Source organism: Paraburkholderia sp. 22098, assembly GCF_052045935.1.
GTDB classification, from domain to species: domain Bacteria; phylum Pseudomonadota; class Gammaproteobacteria; order Burkholderiales; family Burkholderiaceae; genus Paraburkholderia; species Paraburkholderia caledonica.
The window spans coordinates 110,847-136,070 of sequence record NZ_JBQEPV010000008.1; the positions used below are offsets into that span (position 1 = coordinate 110,847).

General features: G+C 62.9%; 24 protein-coding genes and 1 pseudogene. 17 read left to right on the forward strand and 8 right to left on the reverse strand.

Features of this window, described 5'->3' with window-relative positions; all coding sequences use genetic code 11:
* Nucleotides 1-49 precede the first annotated feature (49 nt).
* From ACTJLB_RS18240 to ACTJLB_RS18255, 4 genes are read right to left on the reverse strand one after another with little or no spacing between them, the layout of a single operon-like run.
* A complete protein-coding gene (locus ACTJLB_RS18240) occupies nucleotides 50-967 on the reverse strand; it encodes an ABC transporter permease (protein WP_020067998.1) in 918 nt (305 codons plus the stop codon).
* Nucleotides 964-2,082 (reverse strand): ABC transporter permease, encoded by a 1,119-nt coding sequence (locus tag ACTJLB_RS18245; RefSeq protein WP_440784076.1) that lies wholly within the window; start codon nucleotides 2,080-2,082, stop codon nucleotides 964-966. Before ACTJLB_RS18245 ends, ACTJLB_RS18240 begins: the two co-directional genes overlap by 4 nt.
* A complete protein-coding gene (locus tag ACTJLB_RS18250; protein ID WP_440784077.1) occupies nucleotides 2,079-3,659 on the reverse strand; it encodes an ABC transporter ATP-binding protein in 1,581 nt (526 codons plus the stop codon). The genes ACTJLB_RS18245 and ACTJLB_RS18250 overlap by 4 nt, the downstream gene beginning before the upstream one ends.
* On the reverse strand, nucleotides 3,656-4,681 hold the full coding sequence (locus ACTJLB_RS18255) for a BMP family protein (RefSeq protein WP_440784078.1): 1,026 nt from the start codon (nucleotides 4,679-4,681) through the stop codon (nucleotides 3,656-3,658). Before ACTJLB_RS18255 ends, ACTJLB_RS18250 begins: the two co-directional genes overlap by 4 nt.
* Before the next feature lie 196 nt (nucleotides 4,682-4,877).
* Here ACTJLB_RS18255 and ACTJLB_RS18260 point away from each other — a divergent pair, with 196 nt between their 5' ends.
* From ACTJLB_RS18260 to hpxZ, 5 genes are read left to right on the forward strand one after another with little or no spacing between them, the layout of a single operon-like run.
* A complete protein-coding gene (locus tag ACTJLB_RS18260; protein WP_440784079.1) occupies nucleotides 4,878-5,684 on the forward strand; it encodes a cysteine hydrolase in 807 nt (268 codons plus the stop codon).
* Nucleotides 5,681-6,832 (forward strand): amidase, encoded by a 1,152-nt coding sequence (locus tag ACTJLB_RS18265; RefSeq protein ID WP_440784081.1) that lies wholly within the window; start codon nucleotides 5,681-5,683, stop codon nucleotides 6,830-6,832. The genes ACTJLB_RS18260 and ACTJLB_RS18265 overlap by 4 nt, the downstream gene beginning before the upstream one ends.
* An 11-nt stretch (nucleotides 6,833-6,843) precedes the next feature.
* Nucleotides 6,844-7,035: a DUF4089 domain-containing protein gene (locus ACTJLB_RS18270; RefSeq protein WP_087754915.1), complete on the forward strand. Its 192-nt coding sequence runs from the start codon at nucleotides 6,844-6,846 to the stop codon at nucleotides 7,033-7,035.
* The gene (locus ACTJLB_RS18275; protein ID WP_440784083.1) at nucleotides 7,032-8,453 is read left to right on the forward strand and encodes an AtzE family amidohydrolase; all 1,422 of its coding nucleotides are present in this window, start codon (nucleotides 7,032-7,034) and stop codon (nucleotides 8,451-8,453) included. Before ACTJLB_RS18270 ends, ACTJLB_RS18275 begins: the two co-directional genes overlap by 4 nt.
* A complete protein-coding gene (hpxZ, locus tag ACTJLB_RS18280; protein ID WP_440784085.1) occupies nucleotides 8,450-8,830 on the forward strand; it encodes an oxalurate catabolism protein HpxZ in 381 nt (126 codons plus the stop codon). Before ACTJLB_RS18275 ends, hpxZ begins: the two co-directional genes overlap by 4 nt.
* Before the next feature lie 123 nt (nucleotides 8,831-8,953).
* Here hpxZ and ACTJLB_RS18285 read toward each other — a convergent pair whose 3' ends face one another.
* Nucleotides 8,954-10,141 (reverse strand): GGDEF domain-containing protein, encoded by a 1,188-nt coding sequence (locus ACTJLB_RS18285; RefSeq protein ID WP_051120965.1) that lies wholly within the window; start codon nucleotides 10,139-10,141, stop codon nucleotides 8,954-8,956.
* 186 nt (nucleotides 10,142-10,327) lie between these two features.
* On the opposite strand from ACTJLB_RS18285, the pseudogene ACTJLB_RS18290 reads away from it, so the two are divergent.
* The 3 genes and pseudogenes from ACTJLB_RS18290 to ACTJLB_RS18300 all read left to right on the forward strand — a co-directional run.
* Nucleotides 10,328-10,444, forward strand: a pseudogene (locus ACTJLB_RS18290) (ABC transporter substrate-binding protein); the annotation flags it as partial.
* A 351-nt stretch (nucleotides 10,445-10,795) separates the two neighbouring features.
* Nucleotides 10,796-11,029 carry a hypothetical protein gene (locus ACTJLB_RS18295; RefSeq protein ID WP_020068015.1) on the forward strand — a complete coding sequence of 78 codons (234 nt, stop codon included), beginning with the start codon at nucleotides 10,796-10,798 and terminating at the stop codon, nucleotides 11,027-11,029.
* Between the two features lie 126 nt (nucleotides 11,030-11,155).
* A complete protein-coding gene (locus ACTJLB_RS18300) occupies nucleotides 11,156-11,389 on the forward strand; it encodes a hypothetical protein (protein WP_020070439.1) in 234 nt (77 codons plus the stop codon).
* A gap of 298 nt (nucleotides 11,390-11,687) precedes the next feature.
* Here ACTJLB_RS18300 and ACTJLB_RS18305 read toward each other — a convergent pair whose 3' ends face one another.
* Together ACTJLB_RS18305 and ACTJLB_RS18310 are read right to left on the reverse strand one after the other, a co-directional pair.
* Nucleotides 11,688-12,455: an SDR family NAD(P)-dependent oxidoreductase gene (locus ACTJLB_RS18305; protein WP_310350722.1), complete on the reverse strand. Its 768-nt coding sequence runs from the start codon at nucleotides 12,453-12,455 to the stop codon at nucleotides 11,688-11,690.
* 236 nt (nucleotides 12,456-12,691) lie between these two features.
* Nucleotides 12,692-13,486, reverse strand: coding sequence for an alpha/beta fold hydrolase (locus tag ACTJLB_RS18310; RefSeq protein ID WP_440784087.1), 795 nt, complete (start codon nucleotides 13,484-13,486; stop codon nucleotides 12,692-12,694).
* Between the two features lie 114 nt (nucleotides 13,487-13,600).
* On the opposite strand from ACTJLB_RS18310, the gene ACTJLB_RS18315 reads away from it, so the two are divergent.
* The 6 genes from ACTJLB_RS18315 to ACTJLB_RS18340 all read left to right on the forward strand — a co-directional run bounded on the left by ACTJLB_RS18315 (nucleotide 13,601) and on the right by ACTJLB_RS18340 (nucleotide 18,603).
* Nucleotides 13,601-14,509 carry a LysR substrate-binding domain-containing protein gene (locus ACTJLB_RS18315; RefSeq protein WP_440784089.1) on the forward strand — a complete coding sequence of 303 codons (909 nt, stop codon included), beginning with the start codon at nucleotides 13,601-13,603 and terminating at the stop codon, nucleotides 14,507-14,509.
* Nucleotides 14,510-14,855: 346 nt separating this feature from the next.
* Nucleotides 14,856-15,707 carry an ABC transporter substrate-binding protein gene (locus ACTJLB_RS18320; protein WP_020070852.1) on the forward strand — a complete coding sequence of 284 codons (852 nt, stop codon included), beginning with the start codon at nucleotides 14,856-14,858 and terminating at the stop codon, nucleotides 15,705-15,707.
* Between the two features lie 13 nt (nucleotides 15,708-15,720).
* Entirely contained in the window at nucleotides 15,721-16,437 is a 717-nt protein-coding gene (locus ACTJLB_RS18325; protein ID WP_020070853.1) for an amino acid ABC transporter permease, read from the forward strand.
* 11 nt (nucleotides 16,438-16,448) lie between these two features.
* Complete coding sequence (locus ACTJLB_RS18330) at nucleotides 16,449-17,093, forward strand: amino acid ABC transporter permease (protein ID WP_020070854.1); 645 nt, start codon at nucleotides 16,449-16,451, stop codon at nucleotides 17,091-17,093.
* Nucleotides 17,090-17,842 carry an amino acid ABC transporter ATP-binding protein gene (locus ACTJLB_RS18335; RefSeq protein ID WP_020070855.1) on the forward strand — a complete coding sequence of 251 codons (753 nt, stop codon included), beginning with the start codon at nucleotides 17,090-17,092 and terminating at the stop codon, nucleotides 17,840-17,842. The genes ACTJLB_RS18330 and ACTJLB_RS18335 overlap by 4 nt, the downstream gene beginning before the upstream one ends.
* An 11-nt stretch (nucleotides 17,843-17,853) precedes the next feature.
* The gene (locus ACTJLB_RS18340; RefSeq protein WP_392393596.1) at nucleotides 17,854-18,603 is read left to right on the forward strand and encodes an IclR family transcriptional regulator; all 750 of its coding nucleotides are present in this window, start codon (nucleotides 17,854-17,856) and stop codon (nucleotides 18,601-18,603) included.
* 110 nt (nucleotides 18,604-18,713) lie between these two features.
* Here the strand turns inward: ACTJLB_RS18340 and ACTJLB_RS18345 are convergent, their stop codons facing one another.
* Nucleotides 18,714-20,174 carry an efflux transporter outer membrane subunit gene (locus ACTJLB_RS18345; protein WP_440784093.1) on the reverse strand — a complete coding sequence of 487 codons (1,461 nt, stop codon included), beginning with the start codon at nucleotides 20,172-20,174 and terminating at the stop codon, nucleotides 18,714-18,716.
* Nucleotides 20,175-20,250: 76 nt separating this feature from the next.
* Here ACTJLB_RS18345 and ACTJLB_RS18350 point away from each other — a divergent pair, with 76 nt between their 5' ends.
* The 3 genes from ACTJLB_RS18350 to ACTJLB_RS18360 all read left to right on the forward strand — a co-directional run bounded on the left by ACTJLB_RS18350 (nucleotide 20,251) and on the right by ACTJLB_RS18360 (nucleotide 25,204).
* Entirely contained in the window at nucleotides 20,251-20,871 is a 621-nt protein-coding gene (locus ACTJLB_RS18350) for a TetR/AcrR family transcriptional regulator (RefSeq protein ID WP_214880241.1), read from the forward strand.
* An 83-nt stretch (nucleotides 20,872-20,954) separates the two neighbouring features.
* Nucleotides 20,955-22,070: an efflux RND transporter periplasmic adaptor subunit gene (locus tag ACTJLB_RS18355; RefSeq protein WP_440784095.1), complete on the forward strand. Its 1,116-nt coding sequence runs from the start codon at nucleotides 20,955-20,957 to the stop codon at nucleotides 22,068-22,070.
* The gene (locus tag ACTJLB_RS18360; protein ID WP_440784097.1) at nucleotides 22,067-25,204 is read left to right on the forward strand and encodes an efflux RND transporter permease subunit; all 3,138 of its coding nucleotides are present in this window, start codon (nucleotides 22,067-22,069) and stop codon (nucleotides 25,202-25,204) included. The genes ACTJLB_RS18355 and ACTJLB_RS18360 overlap by 4 nt, the downstream gene beginning before the upstream one ends.
* Nucleotides 25,205-25,224 lie beyond the last annotated feature (20 nt).

The window sequence follows — 25,224 nt, forward strand, 5'->3', positions numbered from 1 at the left end:
GCGGCGAATCGCTATGGTACTCCGCCGCGCCCCGAGCGCTCGCGCCGTGTCAGCGCCGGAACGGCTGGGTGAGCGCGGGCGGCGCGGACTGGCGGCCAATCAGGCCGGCCACGGCCACCAGCGCGAGCAGATATGGCAGCATGATCAGCAGCGCCGTAGGCACATGCAGGCCGAACATCGGCAGCTGGAATTGCATGGCCGTCGCCGCCCCGAATAGCAGGCACGCAAGCGCCGTGCGGCCCACCTTCCAGTTGCCGAAGATGATCGCGGCAATCGCCAGATACCCTGCGCCGTTGGTCATGCCTTCCGTGAACGTGTGAATGTCGCCGATCGACAGAAAGCAGCCCGCCGCCGCCGACATCACGCCCGAAAACACCACGGCGCCGTAGCGGAGCCGCGCGACGCCGAGTCCCGACTGATCCACCGCACGAGGCGCGACGCCGGTCGCATGCAGCGCGACGCCCAACGCCGTGCGCCGCATCACGACGGATGTGCCGATCAGCACGGCAAGCCCCGCATACAGCAGCCAGACCTGCCCGAAGACCGGCTCGCCGAGCACGGGAATCTTGCCGAGCACGGGCGGCGACCAATGCGCGAGCCCCGGGATCACCGCGCTCGACCGTTCGCCGAATATCTTCCGGTACGCGAGCGTGGTGCCGCCGAGCGCCAGAATGTTGATGCCAATGCCCGTCACGATCTGGTTCGCGCGCATCGTCACGCTGAGAAAGGCCTGCAGCAGCGCGAGCGGAATCACGCCGAGCATGCCGCACAACAAGCCGATGACGGGATTGCCCGTGAGCCACGAAAACGTCGCGCCGAGAAACGCGCCCGTCAGCATCATGCCTTCGACGCTCATGTTGAGCACGCCCGCGCGCTCGCTCACGAGTTCGCCCGTCGAGGCGAGCATCATCGGCGCAGCAAGGCGGATCGACGCGCCCGCGAATACCGCGAGAAGTTCGAGATTCATTGCCGTGCGTCTCCCCTGTCGAGCCACATCGCGCCGCCTGCGAGCGCGATCGTGACGATGCCCTGCACGATCAGCACGAGCGCCGACGGCACCTGCGCGATCATCTCCATGTTGATGCCGCCCGAGCGCAGAAAGCCGAACAGCAGCGCCGCCGCGAACACGCCCGTGATCGAACCGCGCGCGAGCAGGCCGACCACCAGGCCGTCGAAGCCGTAGCCCGACGAGAAGCCTGCTTTCAGCGAGTACTGGTCGCCTTGCAGCATCAGTGCGCCGGCGAGGCCGCTGAACGCACCGGCGAGCGCGAGCGCGCCCACGATCGACGAGGCAATCGGCAAGCCCGCGCGTTTTGCCGCGATCGCGTTGAGGCCCGCGGCGCGCAGCGACAGTCCGAAGCGTGTGCGCGTGAGAAGAATTGCCGAAGCGAACGCGAGCGCGACGCTCACCGGCAGGCCGATATTGAGGTTCATGCCGCTCGCGGCGAAGATCGCCGGGAGCTTGGTCAAGTCGGGGATTTCGAGCGATTCGGGCAGGGTCGCCGCGTTGTTCATCGGCTGGCGCAGCAAGGCTTCGCTCTGCACACACCAGTAGAGCAGCCACACGGCGATGAACGACAGCAGCAAGGTGCTGATCACTTCATTGGTGCCGGCCTTCGCTTTCAGCACGCCGGGCACGCCGCCCCACACCGCGCCCGCCATCGCCGCGCCCAGCATCGGCACGATGAACGACAGGCCCAGCGGCAGGTGCGAGCAACCGCCGTAAAGACTCAACGCTGTCGCGACGATGCCGCCAATCGCGATCTGTCCTTCGCCGCCCACGTTGGTGAGCTTCGCGCGGTTCGCGATCACAAAGCCCGTGCCGACGAGCGCGAACGCGAGGCTGCGATTGATCGACGCGCCGATCGCATAAGGCGAGCCCCATGCGCCGTCGGCAAAGGCGGCGAGCGCATCGCCGACGGGCACGCCCATCAGCGCGATCAACAGCAGCGCGGCAAGCATCGCGACGGCCACGGCCGCTGCGATCACGGCGGCGACGCGCCAATGCGGCAAACGCGTGCGCCAGCCTTGCGCGCCGTGCACGGCGCCAAACAAGGTCTGCGACTTCATATGCGGATTCATGAAGGTTCTCCCGCGCCCGCCATCCATGCGCCGATGCGGCCGCGATTGCTCGCCTCGGGCGTGCAGGTGCCCATGATGCGGCCGCGATACAGCACGACGATGCGATCGGCGACGCTCATCAGTTCGTCGAGTTCCGAGGAAATCAGCAACACGCCCACGCCGCGATCGCGCGCGGCGCGAATGTGCGAGTACACGGCGGCGACCGCGCCGACATCGAGTCCGCGCGTCGGCTGCGCGGCGAGCAGGAACAGCAGCGGATCGAGTGTCAGCTCGCGCGCCAGCACGGCCTTCTGCTGATTGCCGCCGGACAGCCCGCCGAACAGCGCGTCGGGCCCGCTTGCCCGCACGTCGAAGCGCTGCATCAGATCCAGCGCGGCGGCGCGCATCGCACGGCGGCGCAAAAAACCGGCGCGCGTGTAGCGATCCAGATGATTGAGCAGCAGGTTGTCGGCGACACTCATGCCCGTCACGCAGCCCACCGCGTGACGATCTTCCGGCACGATGCCCACGCCCGCCTGCGTGAGTTCGCGCGGGCTCGCATGCGTCATGTCGCGCCCCGCAACGAAGAAGCGTCCCGCAGATGCGCTCGCCATGCCCGCCAGCACCGCACCGAGTTCGCTTTGCCCGTTGCCCTCCACGCCCGCTATGCCGACGATCTCGCCGCGATTCACGACGAGCGTGCAATGCTCGAGACGCGTGACGCCTTCGGCATCGCGCGCGCTCAGTCCGTCGATCTGCAGCACTTCTTCCGTCAGCGGCCGCGAATACGGCGAGCGCGATTCCGCAAGCGACAGGCGCCTTGCCATATCGTCGTCCGTCTCGCCGCGCTCGTGATCCGGACGATGAATCATCGCGTGCACGAGCCGGTCGATCTCCGCCGATGGCGCCGCCGAACGCGCGACCACCCGGCCCGACTGCAACACCGTCGCATGCGTGGCGATCCGGCAGATCTCCTTCAGCTTGTGTGTGACCAGCACCACGGCGCAGCCCCGCTTCGCGACACGCTCACAGGAATCGAGCAAGGCGTCGATCTCGGCAGGCAGCAGCACCGCCGTCGGCTCGTCGAGCAGCAGAAGACGCGGTTCGCGCATCAGGCACTTGACGATTTCGATGCGCTGCCGCTCGCCCACCGACAGATCCGCGACCTTCGCATCGAGCTGCAACGTCAGCCCGACGCTCTCCAGCACTTCGCGCAGCCGCGCCGCCTCGCGCTGACGGTTGAGCCAGCCGCGCGCCTGGCCGAGCAGCAGGTTGTCGAGCACGCTCGCGTCGTCGACGAGACTGAAGTGTTGATGCACCATCGCGATGCCGTGGGCCAGCGCCTCGCGCGGATTCTTCGGGCGATAGGGCGTGCCATTCACATGCATCGCGCCCGCGTCCGGCTGATGAACGCCGAAGATCACGTTGCACAGCGTCGACTTGCCCGCGCCGTTTTCGCCGAGCAGGCAGTGCACATCGCCCGGCATCAGGTCGAGCGACACGCCTTCGAGCGCGGTAAACGAGCCAAAGTGCTTGCCGATATCCGTCAGCGAGAGAATCGGCTCCGCGCGCGCGGCGGCGGCAGCGAGCGCGCTCATCCTTCGGAGACCTTGATCTTGCCGCTCAGGATGTCTTCTTCGATCTGCTTGAGTTTCGCATCCATCGCGGGTGTGGATTTGCAGATCACCATGCCGGAGGCCTTGGGCCCCATCGCGAGGCCGAACGCCTTGTAGCCCGGCTGCCATTGCCCTTTCTCGAGCTGCTCGATCGCATACTGCGCCTGATAGCCGACACCCGTAATGCTGTACGCGACGTACAGCGGATCGCTGCCGCAACGGTCCGTATAGCTGCCGATGATATGCGTGTTCTTCTCCTTGGCCGCCTGCTCCAGCCCGCGCAAACCGAGATTGAGAATGTGGTAATGCACGTCGGCGCCCTGCGCGACCGCAGCGGCGGTTGCTTCACGCGCTTTCGCGACGTTGTCGAAGTCGCCGGTATAGGCCTCGAAGTACTTCACCTTCGGGTTCACGTAGTGCGCGCCGTTGCCGAACTCTTTGCCCGCGTTGACGATAGACGGAATCTCCATGCCGCCGACATAGCTCACCGCGCCGTTCTTCGACAGCATCGCGGCGGCAGCGCCCGCGACGAATGCGATTTCAGCCTGCTTCACGTCGTACCCGGCCACATTCGGCGGCATGTTGTCGCCCTTGTTGCCGCCGACAATCGAGAACTTCACATTGGGAAAGCGCTTCGCGATCTTCAGCACGGCGGCCTGCGTCTGTCCGCCGATGCCGATCACCAGTTGATTCCGGCTCGCGAGATTCGTGAGCGCCTGCTCCATGTCCGCGTAGTTGATGTTCTCGATGACCTGCGTCTTCAGCTTCGGGCCAAACTCTTTCTGCGCGGCCACGACGCCGTCATAACCCGATTCCATCCAGCCCTTGTCGGTCTTCGAACCGGGAATCAGCACGCCGACGCGCATCGCGTCATCGGCGGCGTGCGCGGCGGGAATCAAGAACGAAGGCGCGGCAAGCGCGACGATCCCTGCCGTGACGAGGCAGCGGGACACGAGATGGCGGCGCAGTCTCGCACGCGATGCCTGTTGTGAACTGACCATCATTGGCACTCCTTTTGCGTTGAATTTCGGTAAGTAGGTTATTCATGACTGAAATGCACGTTGCAACTTCGATGCCAATGCGCGATCCGTCGCGCCCGAAACGCCAGGCGCTCGCCGTCTGGTTGATCGGGTGGACACCGCGCAAGGCAATCGTCGACCGACGTTCGAACAACACCCGCAAGACGCTCCGGAGAACTCCATGAACCTCGCTGCAAACCCAGACCTGGCAAGCACGGAAGGCACACTCGGCGCCTTCGCTCAGACGCGCTGGACCGCGACCGGCACGCTCGTCGACATGGCTGCGCCGACGCCCGCGCCGCGCATTGGCGTGCTCGATTCCGAACCGCAAAAAGTGCGCTTCGACATCGGCAAATCGGCGCTCGTGATCATCGACATGCAGAACGACTTCTGCACCAAAGGCGGCTGGGTCGATCACATCGGGGGCGATTTCGGTGCGGATCGTGCGCCGATTGCACCGTTGCAGCGCCTGCTTCCCGTGGTCCGCAACAGCGGCGTGCCCGTGATCTGGGTCAATTGGGGCAACCGGCCCGATCTCGCCAACATGCCGCCGAACCAGCTTCATCTCTACAAGCCGACAGGCACCGGCATCGGCCTCGGCGAGCCCTTGCCGGAGCATGGCGCGCGGGTGCTCGAGAAAGATTCGTGGGCCGCCGCCGTGGTCGACGAACTGAAGATAGAGCCGCAGGACATCTGCGTGGACAAGTACCGCATCAGCGGCTTCTGGGACACGCCGCTCGACAGCATCCTGCGCAATCTCGGCACGCGTACGGTGTTCTTCGCGGGCGTCAATACCGACCAGTGCGTAATGCACACCCTCACCGACGCCAACTTCCTCGGCTATGGCTGCGTGATGCTGAGCGATTGCTGCGCGACCTCGTCGCCCGCGTTCTGCACGGAGGCGAGCATCTGGAACGTGAAGAAGTGCTTCGGCTTCGTCGCGGATTCGCTGCAATTCGGCGCTGCGCTCGAAGGGGCCGCCGCATGAGCGCGTTCATTCCAGGCACGCGTTTGCAGGTTGGCGCGACGATGAGCGGTCCGCTCGACGGCTTGCGTTTTGCCGTCAAGGATCTGATCGACGTTGCGGGTGCAACGACCGGCGGCGGCAATCCCGACTGGCTCGCCACCCATGGGCCCGCGCCGCGTCACGCGCGCTGCGTCGCCCGGCTGCTGGCAGCGGGCGCCAGCGTGGACGGCAAGACCATCACGGACGAACTCGCGTACAGCCTCGAAGGCGTGAACGCGCATTACGGCACGCCGCTCAATCCGCGCTGGCCGCACGCGTTGCCGGGAGGCTCGTCGAGCGGCTCGGCGTCAGCCGTCGCGAGCGCCGATGTGGACTTCGCGCTCGGCACGGATACCGGCGGCTCGGTGCGCGTGCCTGCCGCGTTCTGCGGGCTCTGGGGTATCCGGCCGTCCTACGATGCCGTGGCGCTCGAAGGCGTGTTGCCGTTTGCGCCGCGCTTCGACACGGTCGGCTGGTTTGCGCGCACGGGCGAGATGCTCGCGCGCGTCGCGGACGTATTGCTCGATGGAGCGCCTGCTGTGGAGGCGCCTTTGTCTCTCGTACATTGCAAGGAAGCATTCGAGGCCCGCGCAGCTAACGAGCCCGACGATGCACAGCGCCTGCGCGATCTCTTCCCCACGCGCGACGAGGTCGAAGTCTTCGCGGGTGAGCGATCGCACTGGCTGCATGTGTACCAGCAACTGCAGGACGATTCGATCGCTGCGTCGCTGGGCGCGTGGATCGACGCGAACGCGCCGCGCTTCGGCGCCGACATCGCGGCACGCTTCGCGCGCCTCAAAACACTTGACGCCGCCGAAGTCGAACGCTGTCGCGCGATGCGCGAAGCGTTCGCGCAACGCATCGAGCGAATCGTGGGCGATGCGCTGATCGTGCTGCCGACCACACCACGTTCGCTGTTGAGCAAACAGGAAAGGCCTGAACTGATCGACGCGTTCTATCGCGACGCGCTCACCATGAACACGATCGCCGCGTTTGCTGGCTTGCCTCAAGTCAGCGTGCCCGTCGCGAACGACAGCGAACGTCCGCTCGCGTTGTCGCTGATAGGGCCTCGCGGCAGCGACCGCGCGTTAATCGCTCGCGCGCGCGAACTCTTCCCCACTCTTTCCTGAACGGATACGTCATGTCCTCTTCTTTCGACACCGCACTCGAGCGCTACGTCGACGCCGCGCTCGCACTGCATTTCCCGGTGCTTCCCGCCGAAGCCGCCGCGCAGGTGAAAGCCCAGTTCGCGCGCATCGCGCAGCTTGCAGCGCCTGTCCTTGCCTATCCCGTCGACACGAATGATGAACCCGCTCCGGTATATCGCCCATGACACCCTCTAGCAGCGGCGCGGAAAGCGCCCTCTCCATTGCGCGGGCGTACGCCCAAGGTGCGTTCAGCGCACGCGAGCTGATCGAAGCGACGCTTGCGCGTATCGACGCCTACGACACGCAGGTCAACGCATTCACCACCGTCACGCGTGAACGCGCACTCGCCGAAGCCGACGCGCTCGATGCCCGCCGCGCCAGCGGCCACAACTTGCCGCCGCTGGCAGGCGTTCCGTTTGCGGCGAAGAATCTGTTCGACATCTCTGGGGTGACGACGCTTGCCGGTTCGCGCGTGCTGGCCGGCGCACCGCCCGCCGCGGCAGATGCGACCCTCGTCGAACGCCTCTGCGCGCAGGGAGCGATCCTCGTCGGCGCGCTCAATATGGACGAGTTCGCATACGGCTTCACGACCGAGAACCATCACGCTGGACCGTGCCGCAATCCGCACGACCTGACGCGGTCCGCGGGCGGGTCGTCGGGCGGCAGCGCGGCTGCCGTCGCGGCGGGGTTCGTGCCGCTCACGCTCGGCACCGACACAAACGGCTCAGTGCGCGTGCCCGCTTCGCTGTGCGGCGTGTTCGGCGTCAAACCCACCTATGGCCGCCTGTCTCGGCACGGCACATGGCCGTTCGTCGCGAGCCTCGATCACATGGGCGCTTTCGCGCGCACCGTGGACGACCTCGCGGCCGTCTACGATGCGCTGCAAGGCACGGACGCGCTCGACCCGGCCTGTGCGCAGCGCGGCTTCGAATCCGTTGACACCCGTCCGGGCCCGCTCCGCGTTGCGCGTCTCGGCGGCTATTTCGACACCCACGCAAACGATGATGCGCGCGAAGCCTCGCATGCCGCCGCGCATGCGCTGTCGGCCACGCATACCGTCGAGTATCCGGACGCCGACGCAGCACGCGGTGCAGCGTTCCTGATCACCGCCGCGGAAGGCGGTCAACTGCACATGGAAAACCTGCGCACGCACTATGGCGCTCGCGAGCCGTTATCGCGCGATCGGCTGATAGCGGGTGCGCTGCTGCCCGCCGCGTGGATCGTGCAGGCGCAGCGCGTGCGCGCGGCGTTGCGGCGCCGTGTGCTCGAACTCTTCGAGCGTTATGACGTGCTGATCGCGCCGGCCACGCCTGTCGTTGCGCCACGCATCGGCGACGAGTTCATGGAGGTCAACGGCGAGCGGCTCGCGGTGAGGCCCAATCTGGGCATGTTGACGCAGCCTGTTTCATGTCTGGGCTTGCCTGTCGTTGCGGCCCCAATGCGAACCCGCGGCGGGCTGCCTGTCGGCGTGCAACTGATCGCCGCGCCCTGGCGCGAAGATCTCGCTTTCGAAGCGGCGCGGCGTCTCGAAGCCGCACAGCTTGCCGTGTCTCCTCCGCCGCCGTTCAGCGAGTTGGCCGCCCATGCGGGAGCGCAGCGATGAACGATATCAACCGGCCCGACGTGCTCGCCGAAGTCAACGCGGCCTTTGACACCTATGAGCAGGCTCTCGTCACCAACGACGTCGCCATGCTCGACACGCTGTTCTTCGATTCGCCGCACACGCTCCGATACGGCGCGACGGAAAACCTGTACGGATACGACGCGATCCGTGCATTTCGCGCCGCGCGCCCCGCCAAGGGGCTCGCGCGGACTGTCGTGGCGCGTGTCGTCACTACGTATGGCGATTCGTTTGCGGTCGCCAACATCGAGTTTCGGCGCGATAACGAGCCGCGTGTCGGCAGGCAGAGCCAGACCTGGATCAGAACGCAGGACGGATGGCGCGTGGTGAGCGCACATGTCAGCTGGATGGACGCGTAGCTGTTGCAGGGAGTCGGCTTCGTGATCGACTGGCGCGAGATGTTGCCGACTCCTGCCCCTCGGCGGGGTGTTTGGCCGTAGCTGGGTCCGATGCCGCCCATCCGTGAGCGATAGAAGCACCCTCTAAACCGGGCGCCTGCCCCTTCCGTCAAGCAAACTATCCGCCTGAATGTTGTTCCGCCCTTCCGTCTTCGCACGATATAGCAGTTTGTCCGCAGCGGCGATGATGGCTTCTTCTGTGACCTCTGCGTCACCGGATGTGAGATCCACCGCCAGTACCCCGAAGCTCGCCGTGACTGCAACGCTCTGTCCGCCAACTTCGATCGGCGTTTGCGCGCAAGAAAGCCTCAAGCGCTCGGCAAGACGCACCGCGTCCGTCTTGTCCATTTCAGGCAGCAACAGCAAGAACTCCTCGCCGCCGTAGCGAACGACGCAATCGACCTGCCGACGAACACAGTTGTGGAGGACCGCAGAGCAATTCTGTAAAACAGCGTCTCCGCACAGGTGGCCGAACGTGTCGTTGATGGATTTGAAGTGGTCGATGTCGCACAGGATGACGGCGAACGAAAGCCTGTGGCGCTGTGCCCGCTTGAGTTCGGTCGGAAGAAGAACATCATGCAAATGGCGCCGGTTATAACACCCGGTCAGATGGTCCTTCATTGCCTGATCAGTCAAAAGCGCTCTCACGCGATATTCATCCCGCCACAGTCGATGGTAACGGCGCGCCGCCACCAGCCCGAAGCTGTTTGTCAGCAGAAGCAACATGGACATGGTCAGCATGTCGGAGAATCTGAGCGTCAACATGCTCGAGACGACGATGATGAAAAGCGCCGTCGCGGAAAAGGCAATGGTCTGCGAGACGATCAGCCGGTTCGGGATGAAGACATAGACAACGATCAGCATGATGCTGAAGGACATCGCATGCCAGGGTATCTCGCCGGGCCGATGCTGCACGATGAGCATGAATGTACCCATCCCGACGATCTCAGCGGCAGTTGCGGCGAGCTGAAGCACGGCACTCGATGCCGGCCGCGTGCGCGCCAGATACAGCCCGGTCATCGCGGTGACCGCAACGAACATCCGGGCGAAAAACAACAGCAGCGTCTCGCTCGTATAACCGAGAACACTGGCATCGGTCAGAGCGAACGCCAGGTAGAAGAAGGAACAAAAAACAAGCGTCGTACGCAATGTTGCCTGATTGCGTGGCAAGTGATGAGCCTGGAAATTCCGTTCGACATCTTTGTTTCGAAACTCCACTCGCAGCGGGTGAATATCGAATTCAGCCGGTAATGGGGCAATGATATTTTTCATGTCTTTTTACTTACCGATGGCGCGATAGCACTTTAAGGCATTTTGCCGATCGCCGTCGGGCGGATTCGGAAAGCTTTGCCCACTCGCTACAGCCCCGCGGCGAGCGCTATCGAACACGCGAGGCAGCGCTTGCATCTGCTCGAACTGCCCGAACGTGAGCGCAACGAAAAAGCGTCTGAAGCAACGGCGGCGTTAGCGCTGCGTGACTTCGTCGAGGACATGAAGGCGTCGGGGTTCGTTGCGGATGCGCTCGCGCGGTGCGGGATTGCGGGAGCATCGGTTGCGCCGGCGTGCGGCTCGTGAATGTCGTCCTCCCACCACGATCGGCAAACACAAAGGCCCGTTGTGTGCCGTCGGGGCTGACGAGTCCCCGTCACTCGAACGAATCAATGCGCTTGAATGCGCGGCCGTTCACTCAAGGCAGACACTCAGCCAAAACCTGTTTGCTATCCCACGACACCTTTTGCTGCCTCACGCCCGCAACCGTATGAAAAAGCTTGCGGACGATTTTATTTTTTTCCTTTATATTCCGCGACTTACGCGATTTTTGCCAGCTTGCCCGCTTCACGTTGGCACACCCTATGCAAATACCCCTGTGAGCGCGACAAATAGTGCTCTTCCATCCAGACCGAAGACCTTCACAGGAGATTTACCATGAGCTCGCTGACCATCAAAGACATCGCCCACACCGAAGAACTTTCCGCCAAGGCTCTGTCCGCTGTACGCGGCGGCAGCAACTACAACGCCGGAAACCTCAACCTTGCCTACGGCGGCGGCTTCGCCAGCCCGGGCGTCGTGGTCGCACCCGTCACGCAGACGGACACGTACACGAAGGTCGAGATCCCGACGATCCAGAACTTCGGCGGCCTGCAGCTTGCCAAGGCGTAAGTTAAGCGCCGCAGAGAGTCGCGCTGACAGCGGATGCCGTTCGATCCGATCGAGGTGCGCTCTCCCCGCTTGCACGTCGAACCACACTCGTTAAACCGAAACTGAAACAGCTCCAGGAGACCTACCATGACCTCACTGACCATCAAAGATATCGCCCATACCGAAGAACTGTCCGCCAAGGCCTTGTCCGCTGTACGCGGCGGCAGCAACTACAACTTCGGCAACGCCAATGTTGCTTATGGCGGCGGCTTCGCCAGCCCGGGCGTCGTAGTGGCACCCGTCACGCAGACTGACACGTACACGAAAGTCGAGATCCCCACGATCCAGAATTTCGGCGGCCTGCAGCTTGCCAAGGCGTGAGTCCACGGATCGGGAGTCGTAATCCCAGATCGCATGACGGATGCACTGCAGTGTCTGACAGCTTCATATAAGGGAAGCGCAGTGGCAAGACCAGGCGGTTGGTCCAGCCATTGTAGTTCGTTATCCTTCCGAATTCTCGGGACTTGTCACCGAGGTTCGGATCTAAGAGCCCGCCGGCCACTCCGCCCGGCGGGATTTTTTCGCGCGCTTTCAGTCAGCACGCGTTGGCACTCTTACCCGTTCGGCGCTTTCCGAAATGCACGTGGCATTCGGATAGCACTCAGCTTGGCAGCCCGGTTCAGGCAATCCATCCACCGTCGACAGTCAGGCTCTCGCCGGTCGTATAGCCTGCTTCCGGGCTGGCAAGATAAGCTACGGCCGCCGCGATTTCCGCCGGCTTGCCGAAACGGCCCACGCTTGCGAGCTTCGTCATCGTTGCGTGGTCTTCCGTGCCGGGCTGCGGAGCAAGTTCTGTGTCGATCGGACCAGGCTGCACGGCGTTCACGGTCACGCCGTACTTGCCGACTTCGCGGGACAACCCGCGAGTGAAGCCTCTGAGAGCGAACTTCGACGCTATGTAGAGCGTCACGCCAGGTAGCGGCGCGGCTTCGCCAAAGGCCGAGCCCACGTTGATAATGCGTCCCCAGCCCGCCGCCACCATTCGTGCCGCCGCGTCTTTTGCCAGCTCAATCGGCGCACGAACATTCAGGTTGAAGTGCGTGTCGTACGACGTTTCGGAAGACTCGAGAAACGGTCCATACTCGACCGTGCCTGCGTTATTCACGAGGATGTCGAGCCGCCCCTCAAAGCGGCCACCGAACGCACCGTTCAACGAATCGATCAGTGTTTTGACGCCTTCCGGCTCCGACAGGTTGGCGCCCACAGCTTCAGCCTCGCCGCCGGCATCGCGGATCTCCTTGACGACCGCTTCGGCCCGCGCCTGACTTGACGCATAGTGAACGATCACCGATGCGCCGTCATGCGCAAGACGTGCCGCAATGGCTGCGCCGATTCCGCGCGAAGCGCCCGTAACGAGGGCGAGTTTGCCTTTCAGAGCTTGGGTCATGGTTTTCCTCAACAGATAGGTTTGGAAGCGATCCTCTCGCCTGGGCGGCCGAAAGGTACTGCTGCATGAGAGCCAATGATTTCGTGCATTGGTTGATGCGTATCCTCCGCTCGCGCGACCTCACGCGGAAGTAGCGGGCGGGGAATAGCTCCTATTCCTGCTGCGAGGGAAAGACCGTGAGCGCCGACGCCTTCGTGGTCGTCATGATGCTGTTCCGTCAATCGTCGTCGACACGGTCACGCGACAAGCTTATCTACGACTGCCTTAACGAATCCGGCGATGATTTGCGCGACTTCCTCTGGAGCTTCCAGAGGCGACAAATGCCCGGTTTCGGGGATAACCTGCATGGCCGCATGAGGAATGCGAGTGAGCAGTTCAGCCTGCAACGTTGCGATCCGATCGACCTGGTCAAGCTCGCCTGAAATGACAACCGTCGGCACGTTGATCGACGCGACTTCTTCTGTAATGTCTTCGCTCATGGCGACGTTGGGCCATGCCGCCTTGGCCTGCGGCGCGCCTCTCAGGCTATCGTCAATCACCTGCGCCCGGAGTTCCTCATCAATCTTCCTGGAGGTGAGCACATGATCGATTACGAACTCGACTGACTCACGGGATTGATACGCGCCTGCCAAAGTTGCACGCGCCTCTTCGGTAAGCAAAGTCGGAGACGGAGGCGACGGCGCAACCAGGACCAGACCTATCAGCCCGGCTGGCCGTCTGGACGCGATGAGTTGCGCTACCTTGCCGCCCATCGAATGTCCGACCAACACATAACGCTCCAGACCTAACGCTGCAATTACACCCTCGGCGTCGTCGGCAAGGTCTGCGATCCGGTAACCGGTTGCCGGTGCCGAGGAACGGCCCCAGCCGCGGTGATCAGGCGCGACGACACGGTACTGATCCGACAATTCGTCAGCAACCCGATCCCATGTCCGGGATGAGCCGCCGTAGTAATGCAGGAAAACCAGCGCCACGTTGCCACTGCCACGCAGCGACACATGAATCCGCGTGCCGTTCGTTTCGATTTCCATGTTCGAACCTTTCTCTGTTTGGGAATGTACGAATCGTAGATTCAAACCCGTAGCTTGATAATTCCCGGTTCCGTACGTACAGTCGATAACATGATTATCGAATTGGAATGGCGAATGGACCGATTGACCAGTCTTGGTGTTTTCGTTGCCGCCGTGGAGGACGGCAGCTTCGCCGCAGCCGCGAGACGTTTCGGACTATCGGCAGCCATGGCGGGAAAGCATGTCAGTGCGCTGGAGACGGAACTGAACGCGCGGCTGTTTCATCGCACAACGCGCCGCCTGAGTCTTACCGATACGGGGCAGACATACTACGAACGCTGTAAGCACATTCTCGAGTCTTTCGACGAAGCAAACCGGGAGGCAAGTGACTCACAAGTCGCTGCGCGAGGCGTGCTGCGCGTTGCGGCTCCCGTCACTTTTGGCGCGATGCATTTGGGTGCGGTCGTCGGACGCTATCTGGACGATCATCCCGAAGTGAATGTGGAAATACAGCTTGAAGATCGTTATATCGATCTCATCAATGCCGGCGTTGACGTGGCGATCCGTATTGGACGCCTGCGCGACGAGGGTCTCGTGGTGCGGCGTCTCGCGCCTTGCAAAATGGTCGTGTGCGCTTCGCCTGCCTACCTGGAACGACACGGAACGCCGCGGACACCCGATGATCTGCGTCGCGCGCAGCGCCTTGCATTCAGCCAAGCCGTGTCGACAGGTGACTGGACTCTGTTCGACGCGAAGAAGCGCCCGCATTTGATCGATGGGCCTTGCAGAATGGCTGCCAACAACACTCAAATGCTGCTCGCCACCGCAGTTGCAGGAACTGGAATCGCGTATGGCCCCACGTTTGTGTTTGGCGAGCATATCCGCCGGGGCGAACTGGTCGCGCTCTTACCGAAATATCATGCTGCTGAACTTGCAATCCAGGCGGTGTACCCGAGCGCGCGGCGCATACCGGAGAAAGTGCGCCGCTTTGTCGATTATCTGGCAGAAGCGTTCGGCGACGAGCCACCTTGGGATCAGCGATGAACAAATTAGCACCGCGTCGAGTTCTCGAAAGAATTCGGTCACAGAAGGAAACCGTGCCGTTGTCTGCCCGCGCTGCGCAACGCATCGTCGGCCGAGCAAAAAATCGTCAGGCTCCCTAGACGATCACGCGAACGCGATCATCGGCTAGCCCGACAAAATTCCAGAAGCAATAAGGGTTCGGGCCGCTTGCGCGGCCCTTTTTAGCGTCCAACACTGGGCCATCAATCCGGCTCGCCAGATAACTGTCCGATATATCGGACAACCTAGTGCTTCGACGGTAAATGTCGCGAACGCGAGGCCACGCTGGGAGCGGTTCTCAGACCAACCCCTCGATCAGGACCTGAACATGAAGCTCGCCACCAAGGGCGCCAAGGCCGCCTTGCTGTTTGCCGCAACCGCTGTGAGCGGACTGCTCGCGCTCTCCGCCTGCACGAAAGTGGCGACGCCCGAGCAAGGTCCAGCGGCGGCGGCGCCTGCATCGACGCTTCAAGCCGTGCTTCAGCGCGGCACGCTGCGCGTCGGCGACTGCCTTACGTTCGCGCCGTTCGGCTTCTACGACAAAGACGGCAATGCGGACGGCTATGACGTCGACCTTGCCAAGGAACTGGCGAAGCAAATGGGCGTGAAGCTCGAAGTCGTGAACACCACTAGCGCGAACCGCATCCCGAACCTGCAGACCGCCAAGGTCGATGTCGTGTTCTGCAACTTCACGCGCAACCTCGAACGTGCGAAGGTCGTTGAATTCACGTCGCCGTACGTTGTCGCGAGCGAAGCGATGCTCGTGAAGAAGAGCAGCGGCATCCAGTCGGCGAAGGACATGAACGGGCGCACCATCGCCACGGTGAAAGGCTCGACCAATGGCGACGAAGTCCGCTCGATGGGCATCCCCGTCAAGATTCAGGAATACGACAGTTCGCAGGCGGCCATTCTCGCCGTCAAGCAGGGCCAGGCCGATGCGATGATCGAGGACAACAACTTCCTTGCGTATCAGGCGAAGCTCGATCCGGAACTGACCGTGACGAACGAAGCACTCGTGCCGCTCGAGTACAACGCGTTCGGCGTGAAAGCCGGCGACCAGGCGTGGCTCAACTATCTGAACCTGTTCCTGTTCAACATCAATGCATCGAAGCTGAATGCGCAGTTGTACAAGAAGTGGTTCGGCGTCGATCCGAGATATCCGCTCAATCCGCAGTTCTGAAGCGGAGGCGCAGATGAACTATCAATGGCTGACGCTATGGGGCTACGTCCCCGAGTTTCTGAAGGCCGGCTGGCTGACCTTGCAGGTCACATTGCTGTCGTTCGTGCTGGCGCTCGCGCTCGGTCTGATCGCGGCGCTTGCCAGCATGTCGCCGTCGGCCATCGTGCGCTTCATCGCGCGAGCTTACGTCGAAGCCATTCGCAATACGCCGGTGCTGCTGCAAATTTTCATCGTGTTCTTCGGCTTGCCGTCGATGGGCATTGCGCTCGATGCATATTGGGCCGGTGTCATCGCGCTGGGCGTGAACGTGGGCGCGTATCTGTCGGAAGTGTTTCGCGCGGGCATGCAATCGGTGCCGCGCGGACAGATTGAAGCAGCCGGCATTCTTGGGCTGGAACGCGGGCAGATCTTCAAGGAGATCGTGATGCCGCAGGCGGCGCGTGCGGTGTATCCGGCCATCGTCAATTATCTGATTCAGTTGTTGCTCGGTACTTCGCTGTTGTCGGCAATTGCATTGCCCGAACTCACCGGCACCGCAACCGTGATCAATTCGCGCACGCTCCTGTACGTCCAGACGTTTGCGGTCGTGCTCGTCGCGTATCTGGTGCTGAGCAATGTGCTGTCGTGGATTGCCAGTCAACTCGGCGCACGCATGTTTCATCCGCCGCTCATCGTGAGGCCGGGAGCGCGTTGGGCCGGATTCACGCTGCGTCGTGCGAATCGTGCATGAGGGATTGAGTCATGTCACTCGAACTGCTGAAAAACAGCCTGTCAATTTTGCTGCAAGGTCTCGTGACGACGCTGCTCCTATCGATCGCGGCGATCGTGGGGAGCACGCTCATCGGCCTGCTCGCTGCGGTGTTGCGCTCGTTCGGGCCGTGGGGCACGGACCGGATCGCGAAGCTCTATACGGAGTTGTTTCGCGGTACGCCCGTACTCATCACGCTGATGTTCATCTACTTCGGCGTCTCGTACTTCGGCTATGCAATCGATGTCTTTGCCGCGGGCGTGATCGGGTTGAGCGTGTATCAGGGCGCGTATATCGCGGAAGTTTTTCGCGCGGGCATCGAGTCAGTGCCGAAGGGACAGTGGGAAGTCTCGCAGATTCTCGGCCTATCGCGCATACAGACCTTCGCCTCGGTCGTGTTACCGCAGACCGGACGCATCGTGTTGCCGCCGCTCGTCGGGCAGTATTTGTCCCTCATCAAGGATACGTCGATCGTCAGCATGATCGGCATGTCCGAACTGATGCACGGTGGCCAGGCGATCGTGGATCGCGTCGGCAAGCCGGTCGAGATTTACGGACTCGTCGCGCTGATCTATTTCGTCGTGTGCTTCCCGCTTTCGCAATGGGTGCGCCATCATGACCGCCGGAGACTTACGTGAGCGATTCCATTCATAACAAGCCCGTCATTTCGCTGTCGGGCGTGAGCAAGTCATTTGGCGCGACGCGCGTTCTCAACGACATCAATCTCGACGTGCGCGCAGGCGAAGTACTCGTGCTGATCGGCGCATCCGGTTCGGGCAAGAGCACAGTGCTGCGCATCATGGCCGGACTGGAGACGACGGACTCCGGCGAAGTGTGGGTCAACGAAGTGCCCCTGCACGATCCGAAGCGCGCGCGAGAAATTCGCGGCCACGTCGGCATGGTGTTTCAGCAATTCAACTTGTTCCCGCATAAGACCGCGCTCGGCAATGTCACCCTTGCGCTGATCAAGGCGCGCGGCATGTCGCCCGCCGATGCCCGCAAACGCGCAATGGATTCGCTCGACCGCGTGGGGCTCGCGGATCGCGCATCGCATTATCCGAGCCAGTTGTCGGGCGGACAGCAGCAGCGTGTCGCGATCGCGCGGGCGCTGGCGGTCGAACCCGGCATCATGTTCTTCGATGAAGCCACATCCGCACTCGATCCCGAACTCGTCGGCGAAGTGACGGAAGTGATGCGCGGCCTCGCGCGCGACGGCATGACGATGGTCGTCGTGACCCATGAAATGGGCTTTGCGCGCAAGACGGCGGATCGCGTCCTGTTCATGGACAAGGGCGTAATTGCAGAGCAAGGCGATCCGGAGCAAATCTTCGTCAACCCGTCGAACGAACGCACGCGGCAGTTTCTCAGCCGTGTACTCGATCATTGAAGGGTGAACGAATGGCAGTAACGGAATCGTCGCGCGCGCGAGGCGTGGACCGTGTCATCGATATCTTCAGAAAGCTGCATCAGGCGCAGCGGCCCATGACGATGCGCGAGCTGATCGAAGCGACCGGCTCGCCGCGTTCAAGCATCTACGAACTCGTTGCCATTCTCACCGAAGTGGGCTGGCTCGAAACATCGGCGGACGGCAATGTGTTCTTCGGGCGCGAGATGCATTACTACGGCTCGGACTATGCGACGCACAACGACCTCATCAGCCGCGCGCATCAGTCTATTCTCGCGCTCGTTCGCAAGTACGACGAGACCACGCAGTTGTGCATGCTCGAAGGGAACAAGTACTCGGTCGTGTTATCGGAGAACAGTGCGCGGCCGTTCAACATCAGCTCGGATATCGGCGTGCGTGTGCCGATTCCGTGGACCGCGACCGGACGCCTGCTGCTCGGTCACATGAGCGCCGACGCCATCCGCGCCCTCATTCCTGCAGATGACTTCGTGCTCGACAACGGCGTGCGCATCGATTTCGACGAATTCATGCGCGATGTGCAGAACGCGAAAGCACTTGGCTATTGCTGCACGGAAGGCCTGTCCAACGCGTTCCGGCTTTGCATGGCCGCGCCCGTTCGCGACCGCGCGGGCATACCGATCGCGGCACTGTGCTTCATGACGGGCCGCGACACAGACCCGGAACGCCGTCAGTCGATGCTGGAGGATCTACTTCAGTCGGCACAGGCGCTTTCGCATCGCTGACATGGATGCACGGCTTCAACTTATCGGTGAATTGGAACACGAGAACGCGGCGCTCAAGGAGGCCTTTTGCAAATGGAAGTGCCGACTGCAGCCCGCTGGCAGCGGTAGTCCTATCGGCTTGCAACGGCCCCCGGATCGGTAGGTTGCCACCCTCCTCCGAGCGCCTTGAACGCGGCAACCGCTGCGCGTGCCGATTCCGTTTGCGCCTGCACCCGCGCATCCGAGGCGCGTAGCAGGTTGTCGTCGGCCTGCAGGACCTCGATCAGGCTGACGACACCTTTTTGGTAGGCCGCAAACGAGGCGGCTCGCGCCCGACCGAGCGAGTTCACACCTTGCGCGAGAACGGCGGCCTGCTCCTCGCGCTTCACGAGTGCAGAGAAAGAATTCTCGACGTCCTCCGTTGCGTGCAATGCGGCAAGCCGATATGCGGCGAGCAACTCGGCGTCCTGTCCTTTGGCTGCATTGATCTGCGCATTGATGCGCCCGAAGTCGAACAGACGCCAGCGCAGACCCAGCACGCCGGCGCCCTGACTGGCGCCGCTACTGAACAGGTTGCCGCTGGCCACCGAGGTGGCGCTCCCAATCAGTCCACTGAGCGACAGCTTGGGGTAATACTCAGCGATTGCCACGCCGATACGCGCGTTCGATGCAGCGAGGCGCCGCTCGGCCACGATCAGATCGGGGCGACGCCTGAGCAACTCGCCTGGCGATCCGGTGTCTGCGAATCGCGGAGCGGCCGGGATATCGCCGCCTTCGAGGAGTTCCGCCCGATGCGTGCCGGGCTGTGCACCCAGCATCACGTCCAGCGCGTTCATGGCCGCATCGAGACCGGCCTCCAGCACCGGGATGGATGCCTTCACCTGCGCCAGCGCGCCTTCGGCCTGGCTCACCTGAAGATCGGCCGCGAGCCCCTTTCCGTACAAAAGGTTAATGGTCGAGAGCAAATCCTGCTGTGTCTGCACCTGCTTGCGGGCCACCTGCAGACGAGCCTGCAATCCGCGAATCGTGATGTAAATGTCGGCGGTCTGTGCTGCCACAGCCAGGCGCGTGGCCGCTTCGCCCGCCTCTGAAGCCTGATAGTCGGCCTGCGCCGCTTCCCGCCCGCGGCGCAGGCCGCCAAACACATCCAGTTCCCAGCTCGCGCTGAGATTGGCTTCGTAGTCGTTGCCGTAGCGATCGAAACCGGGCGTTGAATTCAGCACACGTCCCAGCGGAGTTTCAACCGACTGGTAGACCCGGGCCGCCTGGCCGCTGACATTGCCAGAAGGCAGCAGCGCCGCATTCGCTGCCCCGAGTCCCGCGCGCGCCTGCGAGACGCGCGCGGCGGCTTGCGCGAGGTCCAGGTTCTGCTCCAGCGCAAGCGTAATGAATCGTGCGAGTTGCGGATCCCCGAAACCCGTCCACCACGTGATCAAGTCTGCACTCCCGGCTGCCTGGCGGTGATCTACCGCGGCCTGGCCCAGAAAATGGTCCGGCATGGCCACATCAGGCCGGATATAGTCGGGACCGACAGCGCAGCCCGCCGACAGGCTGGCAGCAATGAGCGCGGCAAGGAGATGTTTGGGTAGCATGAGCGTCTCTGCGTGATTCTAACTGTGACTATAATACCAAATAGTCACTAGTTGTCCATTCCTGTATGCTTAGTCCATGAAAAACATTCCCACGCCTTCCGCAGTTCCCGCGCGCGGCCCGGCTGATCACGAAGTACGGGACCAGATCGTTGCCGCCGCTACCGAGCACTTCAGCCGGTATGGCTACGAGAAAACAACGGTCTCCGACCTTGCCAAGGCAATCGGGTTTTCCAAGGCCTACATCTACAAGTTCTTCGAGTCCAAGCAGGCCATTGGCGAGATGATCTGCATCAACTGCCTGCGCGAAATCGAAAGCGAGGTGCGTGCAGCCGTCGCAGAGACCGATCTGCCGCCTGAGAAGTTACGACGGATCTTCAAAGTCTTTACCGATGCGAGCCTCAGGCTGTTTTTCCGGGACCGCAAGCTCTATGACATCGCAGCGTCGGCCGCCACGGAAAACTGGCAGGCCGTGCAAGCCTATGAAGCACGCGTTCAGCAGTTGCTCCAGGAAATTCTGCAGGAAGGCAGGCAAAGCGGAGACTTCGAGCGCAAGACACCATTGGACGAAACCGCGATGGCGATCTACCTGGTATTGCGCCCTTATCTCAACCCGTTGCTTCTGCAGTACAACCGCGACACCACCGATGTCGCGCCTGCACAGCTATCCAGTCTGGTACTGCGAAGTCTGTCGCCCTGACGCGATCGCCAGTTGTGACTCTTGACTTAATTGGTCACTAGAACCAGAATGAAGTCCTTCATCACCTCACCGATGGGACTTTCATGTTCTCGCGTCGCCTCGCCACTTCCGCACTCGCCTGTGCGCTGCCGTTTGCGCTAGCGGCCTGCGGCGAAAAAGCACCGTCTGATCCACGCACCGAGGTGCCGCTGGTGCGCACCGCCATCGTTCAGCGCGCCGTGCCCGCGTCCCGCTCATTCACGGGGACCGTCGCGGCACGCGTCCAAGGCGACCTGGGTTTCCGTGTTTCCGGCAAGGTGCTGGAACGGCGGGTGGACGCCGGCCAAACGGTCAGGCGCGGCCAGCTGCTGATGCGCCTCGACCCCATCGATCTCAAGCTGGCCGCACAGGCCCGGCAGGAGGCGGTCACCGCTGCCCGGGCGCGAGCGCAGCAGACCGCGCAGGACGAGGCGCGGTATCGTGACCTGCGCGGCACGGGTGCAATTTCGGCTTCGGCCTACGATCAGGCGAAGGCGGCCGCCGACGCAGCCAAGGCGCAGCTCAGCGCGGCCGAGGCTGACGCCGACGTGGCGCGCAATGCGACGGGCTACGCCGATCTCGTGGCAGACGGCGATGGCGTCGTGATGGAAACGCTGGCCGAACCGGGCCAGGTCGTCAGCGCCGGACAGCCCGTGGTGCGACTGGCCCACGCGGGCCGCCGCGAGGCTGTGATCCAGCTTCCGGAAACTCTGCGTCCCGTCATCGGGTCGGTCGCCCAGGCGGCCCTGTTCGGCGACAGCGGCGCCAGCGTGCCAGCCACGCTGCGCCAGCTCTCGGATACGGCAGATCCGCGTACCCGCACCTTCGAAGCGCGTTATGTGTTGCAGGGTGCGCTGGCCGACGCGCCGCTAGGCGCGACCGTCACGATCGAGATACCGGACGCACGTGTGGCGCTCCAGGACGGCATGCAGGTGCCGATCGGCGCGGTGCTCGACGCGGGCAAAGGGTCCGGCGTGTGGGTCGTCAACGGCGAGCCGGCCAGGGTTGCATGGCGGCCGGTGACGGTCCTTCATCTGGGCGACGACAGTGCGCGCGTGTCCGGTAAGTTGGAGCAAGGCGATCGCGTCATTGCCCTCGGTGCCCATTTGCTGCGCGAAGGCGAGCAGGTGCGCGTGTCCGCCCAGGCCGTCGCGATGGCGAACGAAGGAGCACGTCCGTGAGCGAAGGCCGATTCAATCTGTCGGCGCTCGCCGTGCGCGAGCGTTCCATCACCCTGTTCCTGATCTGCCTGATATCGCTGGCCGGACTGCTATCGTTCTTCAAGCTGGGCCGCGCCGAAGACCCGGCGTTCACCATCAAGGTGATGACCATCGTCAGTGTATGGCCGGGGGCCACCGCGCAGGAGATGCACGATCAGGTCGCCGAGAAAATCGAAAAGCGCATGCAGGAGTTGCGCTGGTACGACCGCACCGAGACCTACACGCGGCCCGGCCTGGCCTTCACAACGCTGACGTTGCTCGACAGCACACCTCCGTCGGAAGTGCAGGAGGAGTTTTACCAGGCCCGGAAAAAAATCGGCGACGAGGCAGTCAACCTTCCGGCTGGCGTGATCGGCCCAATGGTCAACGACGAATACGCGGATGTCACGTTTGCGCTTTTTGCACTGAAGGCGCGGGGCGAACCGCAACGGCTGCTCGTGCGCGATGGAGAGACGCTGCGCCAGCGGTTGCTCCACGTGCCGGGCGTGAAGAAGGTCAACATCATCGGCGAGCAGGCCGAGCGCATCTACGTCCAGTTCTCGCATGACCGGCTGGCAACGCTCGGCGTCAGCCCTCAGGACGTGTTCGCCGCGCTCAATGGCCAGAACGCGCTGACGCCGGCCGGCTCGGTGGAGACCAAAGGTCCGGAAGTGTTCATTCGCCTCGACGGCGCCTTCGACAACCTGCAGAAGATCCGCGACACGCCGGTCGTCGTGCAGGGCCGCACGCTGAAGCTGTCGGACATTGCCACCGTCGAGCGCGGTTATGAAGATCCGGCGACATTCCTGATCCGCAACAACGGCGAACCCGCGCTGCTGCTCGGCATCGTCATGCGCGACGGCTGGAACGGTCTCGATCTCGGCAAGGCACTGGACAGCGAGGTCGGCGCAATCAACGGCGGGCTGCCGCTGGGCATGAGTCTGACGAAGGTCACCGATCAGGCCGTCAACATTCATTCGGCGGTCGACGAGTTCATGCTCAAGTTTTTCGTCGCCCTGCTAGTGGTCATGTTCGTGAGCTTCGTGAGCATGGGCTGGCGCGCGGGCCTGGTGGTTGCCGCCGCCGTGCCGTTGACGCTGGCCGTCGTGTTCGTGGTGATGGCCGCGACCGGCAAGAACTTCGACCGCATCACCCTGGGGTCCCTGATTCTGGCGTTGGGCCTGCTGGTGGACGACGCGATCATCGCTATTGAAATGATGGTGGTGAAAATGGAGGAAGGCTACAGCCGTGTGGCCGCCTCCGCCTATGCCTGGAGTCATACTGCCGCACCCATGCTGTCGGGCACGCTGGTGACCGCGGTCGGCTTCATGCCCAACGGCTTCGCGAGGTCCACCGCAGGCGAATACACGAGCAACATGTTCTGGATCGTCGGCATAGCGCTGATCGCATCCTGGGTCGTGGCCGTGGTCTTCACGCCCTATCTCGGCGTGAAGATGCTGCCCGACTTCAAAAAGGTCGATGGCGGGCACGACGCAATCTATGACACGCCGCGCTACAACCGCTTCCGTCAGGTGCTCACGCGCGTCATCGCGCGCAAATGGCTGGTCGCCGGTTCGGTCGTTACCCTCTTCGCCCTGGCCATCCTCGGCATGGGCGTGGTCAAGAAGCAGTTCTTCCCGATCTCCGACCGTCCCGAAGTGCTGGTCGAAGTGCAGATGCCCTACGGCACATCGATTTCACAGACCAGCGCCGCCTCGCAAAAGGTGGAGGCATGGTTGTCCGGACAGAAGGAAGCCAGGATCGTCACGGCTTACGTCGGGCAAGGTGCGCCGCGCTTTTTCCTGGCCATGGGACCGGAACTGCCCGATCCGTCGTTCGCGAAAATCGTGATCCGCACTGACAGTCAGGAGGAACGCGATGCATTGAAGGCGCGACTGCGTCGAGCCATCGCCGACGGTCTCGTTCCCGAAGCACGCGTGCGCGTCACGCAACTCGTGTTCGGGCCGTATTCGCCGTTTCCGGTCGCCTATCGCGTCACCGGCCCGGACCCGGACAAGCTGCGTGGAATCGCCGCTGAAGTTGAGCGGGTGATGCAGGCAAGTCCGATGATGCGCACGGTCAATACCGACTGGGGCACGCGCTCACCAGCGTTGCATTTTGTCTTGCAACAGGATCGCTTGCAGGCGGTGGGACTGACGTCCAGCGCCGTCGCACAACAGTTGCAGTTCCTGCTAACCGGCACGCCTGTCACCGCCGTGCGTGAAGATATCCGTACGGTGCAGGTGATCGCCCGTTCGGCAGGCGATGTGCGTCTCGACCCTGCCCGGCTCGGCGACTTCACGCTGGCCGGCGCGAACGGGCAGCGTATTCCACTGTCGCAGGTGGGTAAGGTCGATGTACGCATGGAGGAGCCGATCTCGCGTTGGCGAGACCGCGTGCCGACAATCACGGTACGCGGCGACATTGCCGACAACCTGCAGCCACCGGACGTCTCAACGGCCATCACCGCGCAGCTTCAGCCGATCATCGCGAAGCTGCCCAGCGGCTATCGCATCGAGCAGGCGGGGTCCATCGAGGAATCGGCCAAGGCAACAACCGCCATGTTGCCGCTGTTTCCGATCATGCTGGCGATCACGCTGGTCATCATCATCTTTCAGGTGCGTTCGATCTCCGCGATGGTGATGGTGTTCATGACGAGCCCACTCGGCCTGATCGGCGTAGTGCCAACACTGATCCTGTTCGGGCAGCCGTTCGGCATCAACGCACTGGTCGGACTCATTGCGCTCTCGGGCATCCTGATGCGCAACACACTGATCCTGATCGGGCAGATTCACCAGAACGAAAATGCCGGACTCGATCCGTTCAATGCGGTCGTCGAAGCCACTGTGCAGCGTGCACGCCCGGTGATCCTCACGGCGATGGCGGCGATCCTGGCCTTCATCCCGCTGACGCATTCGGTGTTCTGGGGAACCCTCGCTTACACGCTGATCGGCGGCACGTTCGCCGGGACGATTCTCACACTCGTGTTCCTGCCGGCCATGTTCGCGATCTGGTTCAAGATCCGCCCCGGCAGCCCTGCGGGTTCGCACAAGAGCCGGGATCACCTGTCATCGCGTTATGAACCGATAACGCAGGATGCCGTCGACGCGCGTTAAACAACCATCAGTTCACCAAA

Coding starts and splice junctions, on each gene's coding strand:
- ACTJLB_RS18240 (WP_020067998.1), bottom strand. CDS start 967: ATGAATCTCGAACTTCTCGCGGTATTCGCGGGCGCGTCGATCCGCCTT.
- ACTJLB_RS18245 (WP_440784076.1), bottom strand. CDS start 2,082: ATGAATCCGCATATGAAGTCGCAGACCTTGTTTGGCGCCGTGCACGGC.
- ACTJLB_RS18250 (WP_440784077.1), bottom strand. CDS start 3,659: ATGAGCGCGCTCGCTGCCGCCGCCGCGCGCGCGGAGCCGATTCTCTCG.
- ACTJLB_RS18255 (WP_440784078.1), bottom strand. CDS start 4,681: ATGATGGTCAGTTCACAACAGGCATCGCGTGCGAGACTGCGCCGCCAT.
- ACTJLB_RS18260 (WP_440784079.1), top strand. CDS start 4,878: ATGAACCTCGCTGCAAACCCAGACCTGGCAAGCACGGAAGGCACACTC.
- ACTJLB_RS18265 (WP_440784081.1), top strand. CDS start 5,681: ATGAGCGCGTTCATTCCAGGCACGCGTTTGCAGGTTGGCGCGACGATG.
- ACTJLB_RS18270 (WP_087754915.1), top strand. CDS start 6,844: ATGTCCTCTTCTTTCGACACCGCACTCGAGCGCTACGTCGACGCCGCG.
- ACTJLB_RS18275 (WP_440784083.1), top strand. CDS start 7,032: ATGACACCCTCTAGCAGCGGCGCGGAAAGCGCCCTCTCCATTGCGCGG.
- hpxZ (WP_440784085.1), top strand. CDS start 8,450: ATGAACGATATCAACCGGCCCGACGTGCTCGCCGAAGTCAACGCGGCC.
- ACTJLB_RS18285 (WP_051120965.1), bottom strand. CDS start 10,141: ATGAAAAATATCATTGCCCCATTACCGGCTGAATTCGATATTCACCCG.
- ACTJLB_RS18295 (WP_020068015.1), top strand. CDS start 10,796: ATGAGCTCGCTGACCATCAAAGACATCGCCCACACCGAAGAACTTTCC.
- ACTJLB_RS18300 (WP_020070439.1), top strand. CDS start 11,156: ATGACCTCACTGACCATCAAAGATATCGCCCATACCGAAGAACTGTCC.
- ACTJLB_RS18305 (WP_310350722.1), bottom strand. CDS start 12,455: ATGACCCAAGCTCTGAAAGGCAAACTCGCCCTCGTTACGGGCGCTTCG.
- ACTJLB_RS18310 (WP_440784087.1), bottom strand. CDS start 13,486: ATGGAAATCGAAACGAACGGCACGCGGATTCATGTGTCGCTGCGTGGC.
- ACTJLB_RS18315 (WP_440784089.1), top strand. CDS start 13,601: ATGGACCGATTGACCAGTCTTGGTGTTTTCGTTGCCGCCGTGGAGGAC.
- ACTJLB_RS18320 (WP_020070852.1), top strand. CDS start 14,856: ATGAAGCTCGCCACCAAGGGCGCCAAGGCCGCCTTGCTGTTTGCCGCA.
- ACTJLB_RS18325 (WP_020070853.1), top strand. CDS start 15,721: ATGAACTATCAATGGCTGACGCTATGGGGCTACGTCCCCGAGTTTCTG.
- ACTJLB_RS18330 (WP_020070854.1), top strand. CDS start 16,449: ATGTCACTCGAACTGCTGAAAAACAGCCTGTCAATTTTGCTGCAAGGT.
- ACTJLB_RS18340 (WP_392393596.1), top strand. CDS start 17,854: ATGGCAGTAACGGAATCGTCGCGCGCGCGAGGCGTGGACCGTGTCATC.
- ACTJLB_RS18345 (WP_440784093.1), bottom strand. CDS start 20,174: ATGCTACCCAAACATCTCCTTGCCGCGCTCATTGCTGCCAGCCTGTCG.
- ACTJLB_RS18350 (WP_214880241.1), top strand. CDS start 20,251: ATGAAAAACATTCCCACGCCTTCCGCAGTTCCCGCGCGCGGCCCGGCT.
- ACTJLB_RS18355 (WP_440784095.1), top strand. CDS start 20,955: ATGTTCTCGCGTCGCCTCGCCACTTCCGCACTCGCCTGTGCGCTGCCG.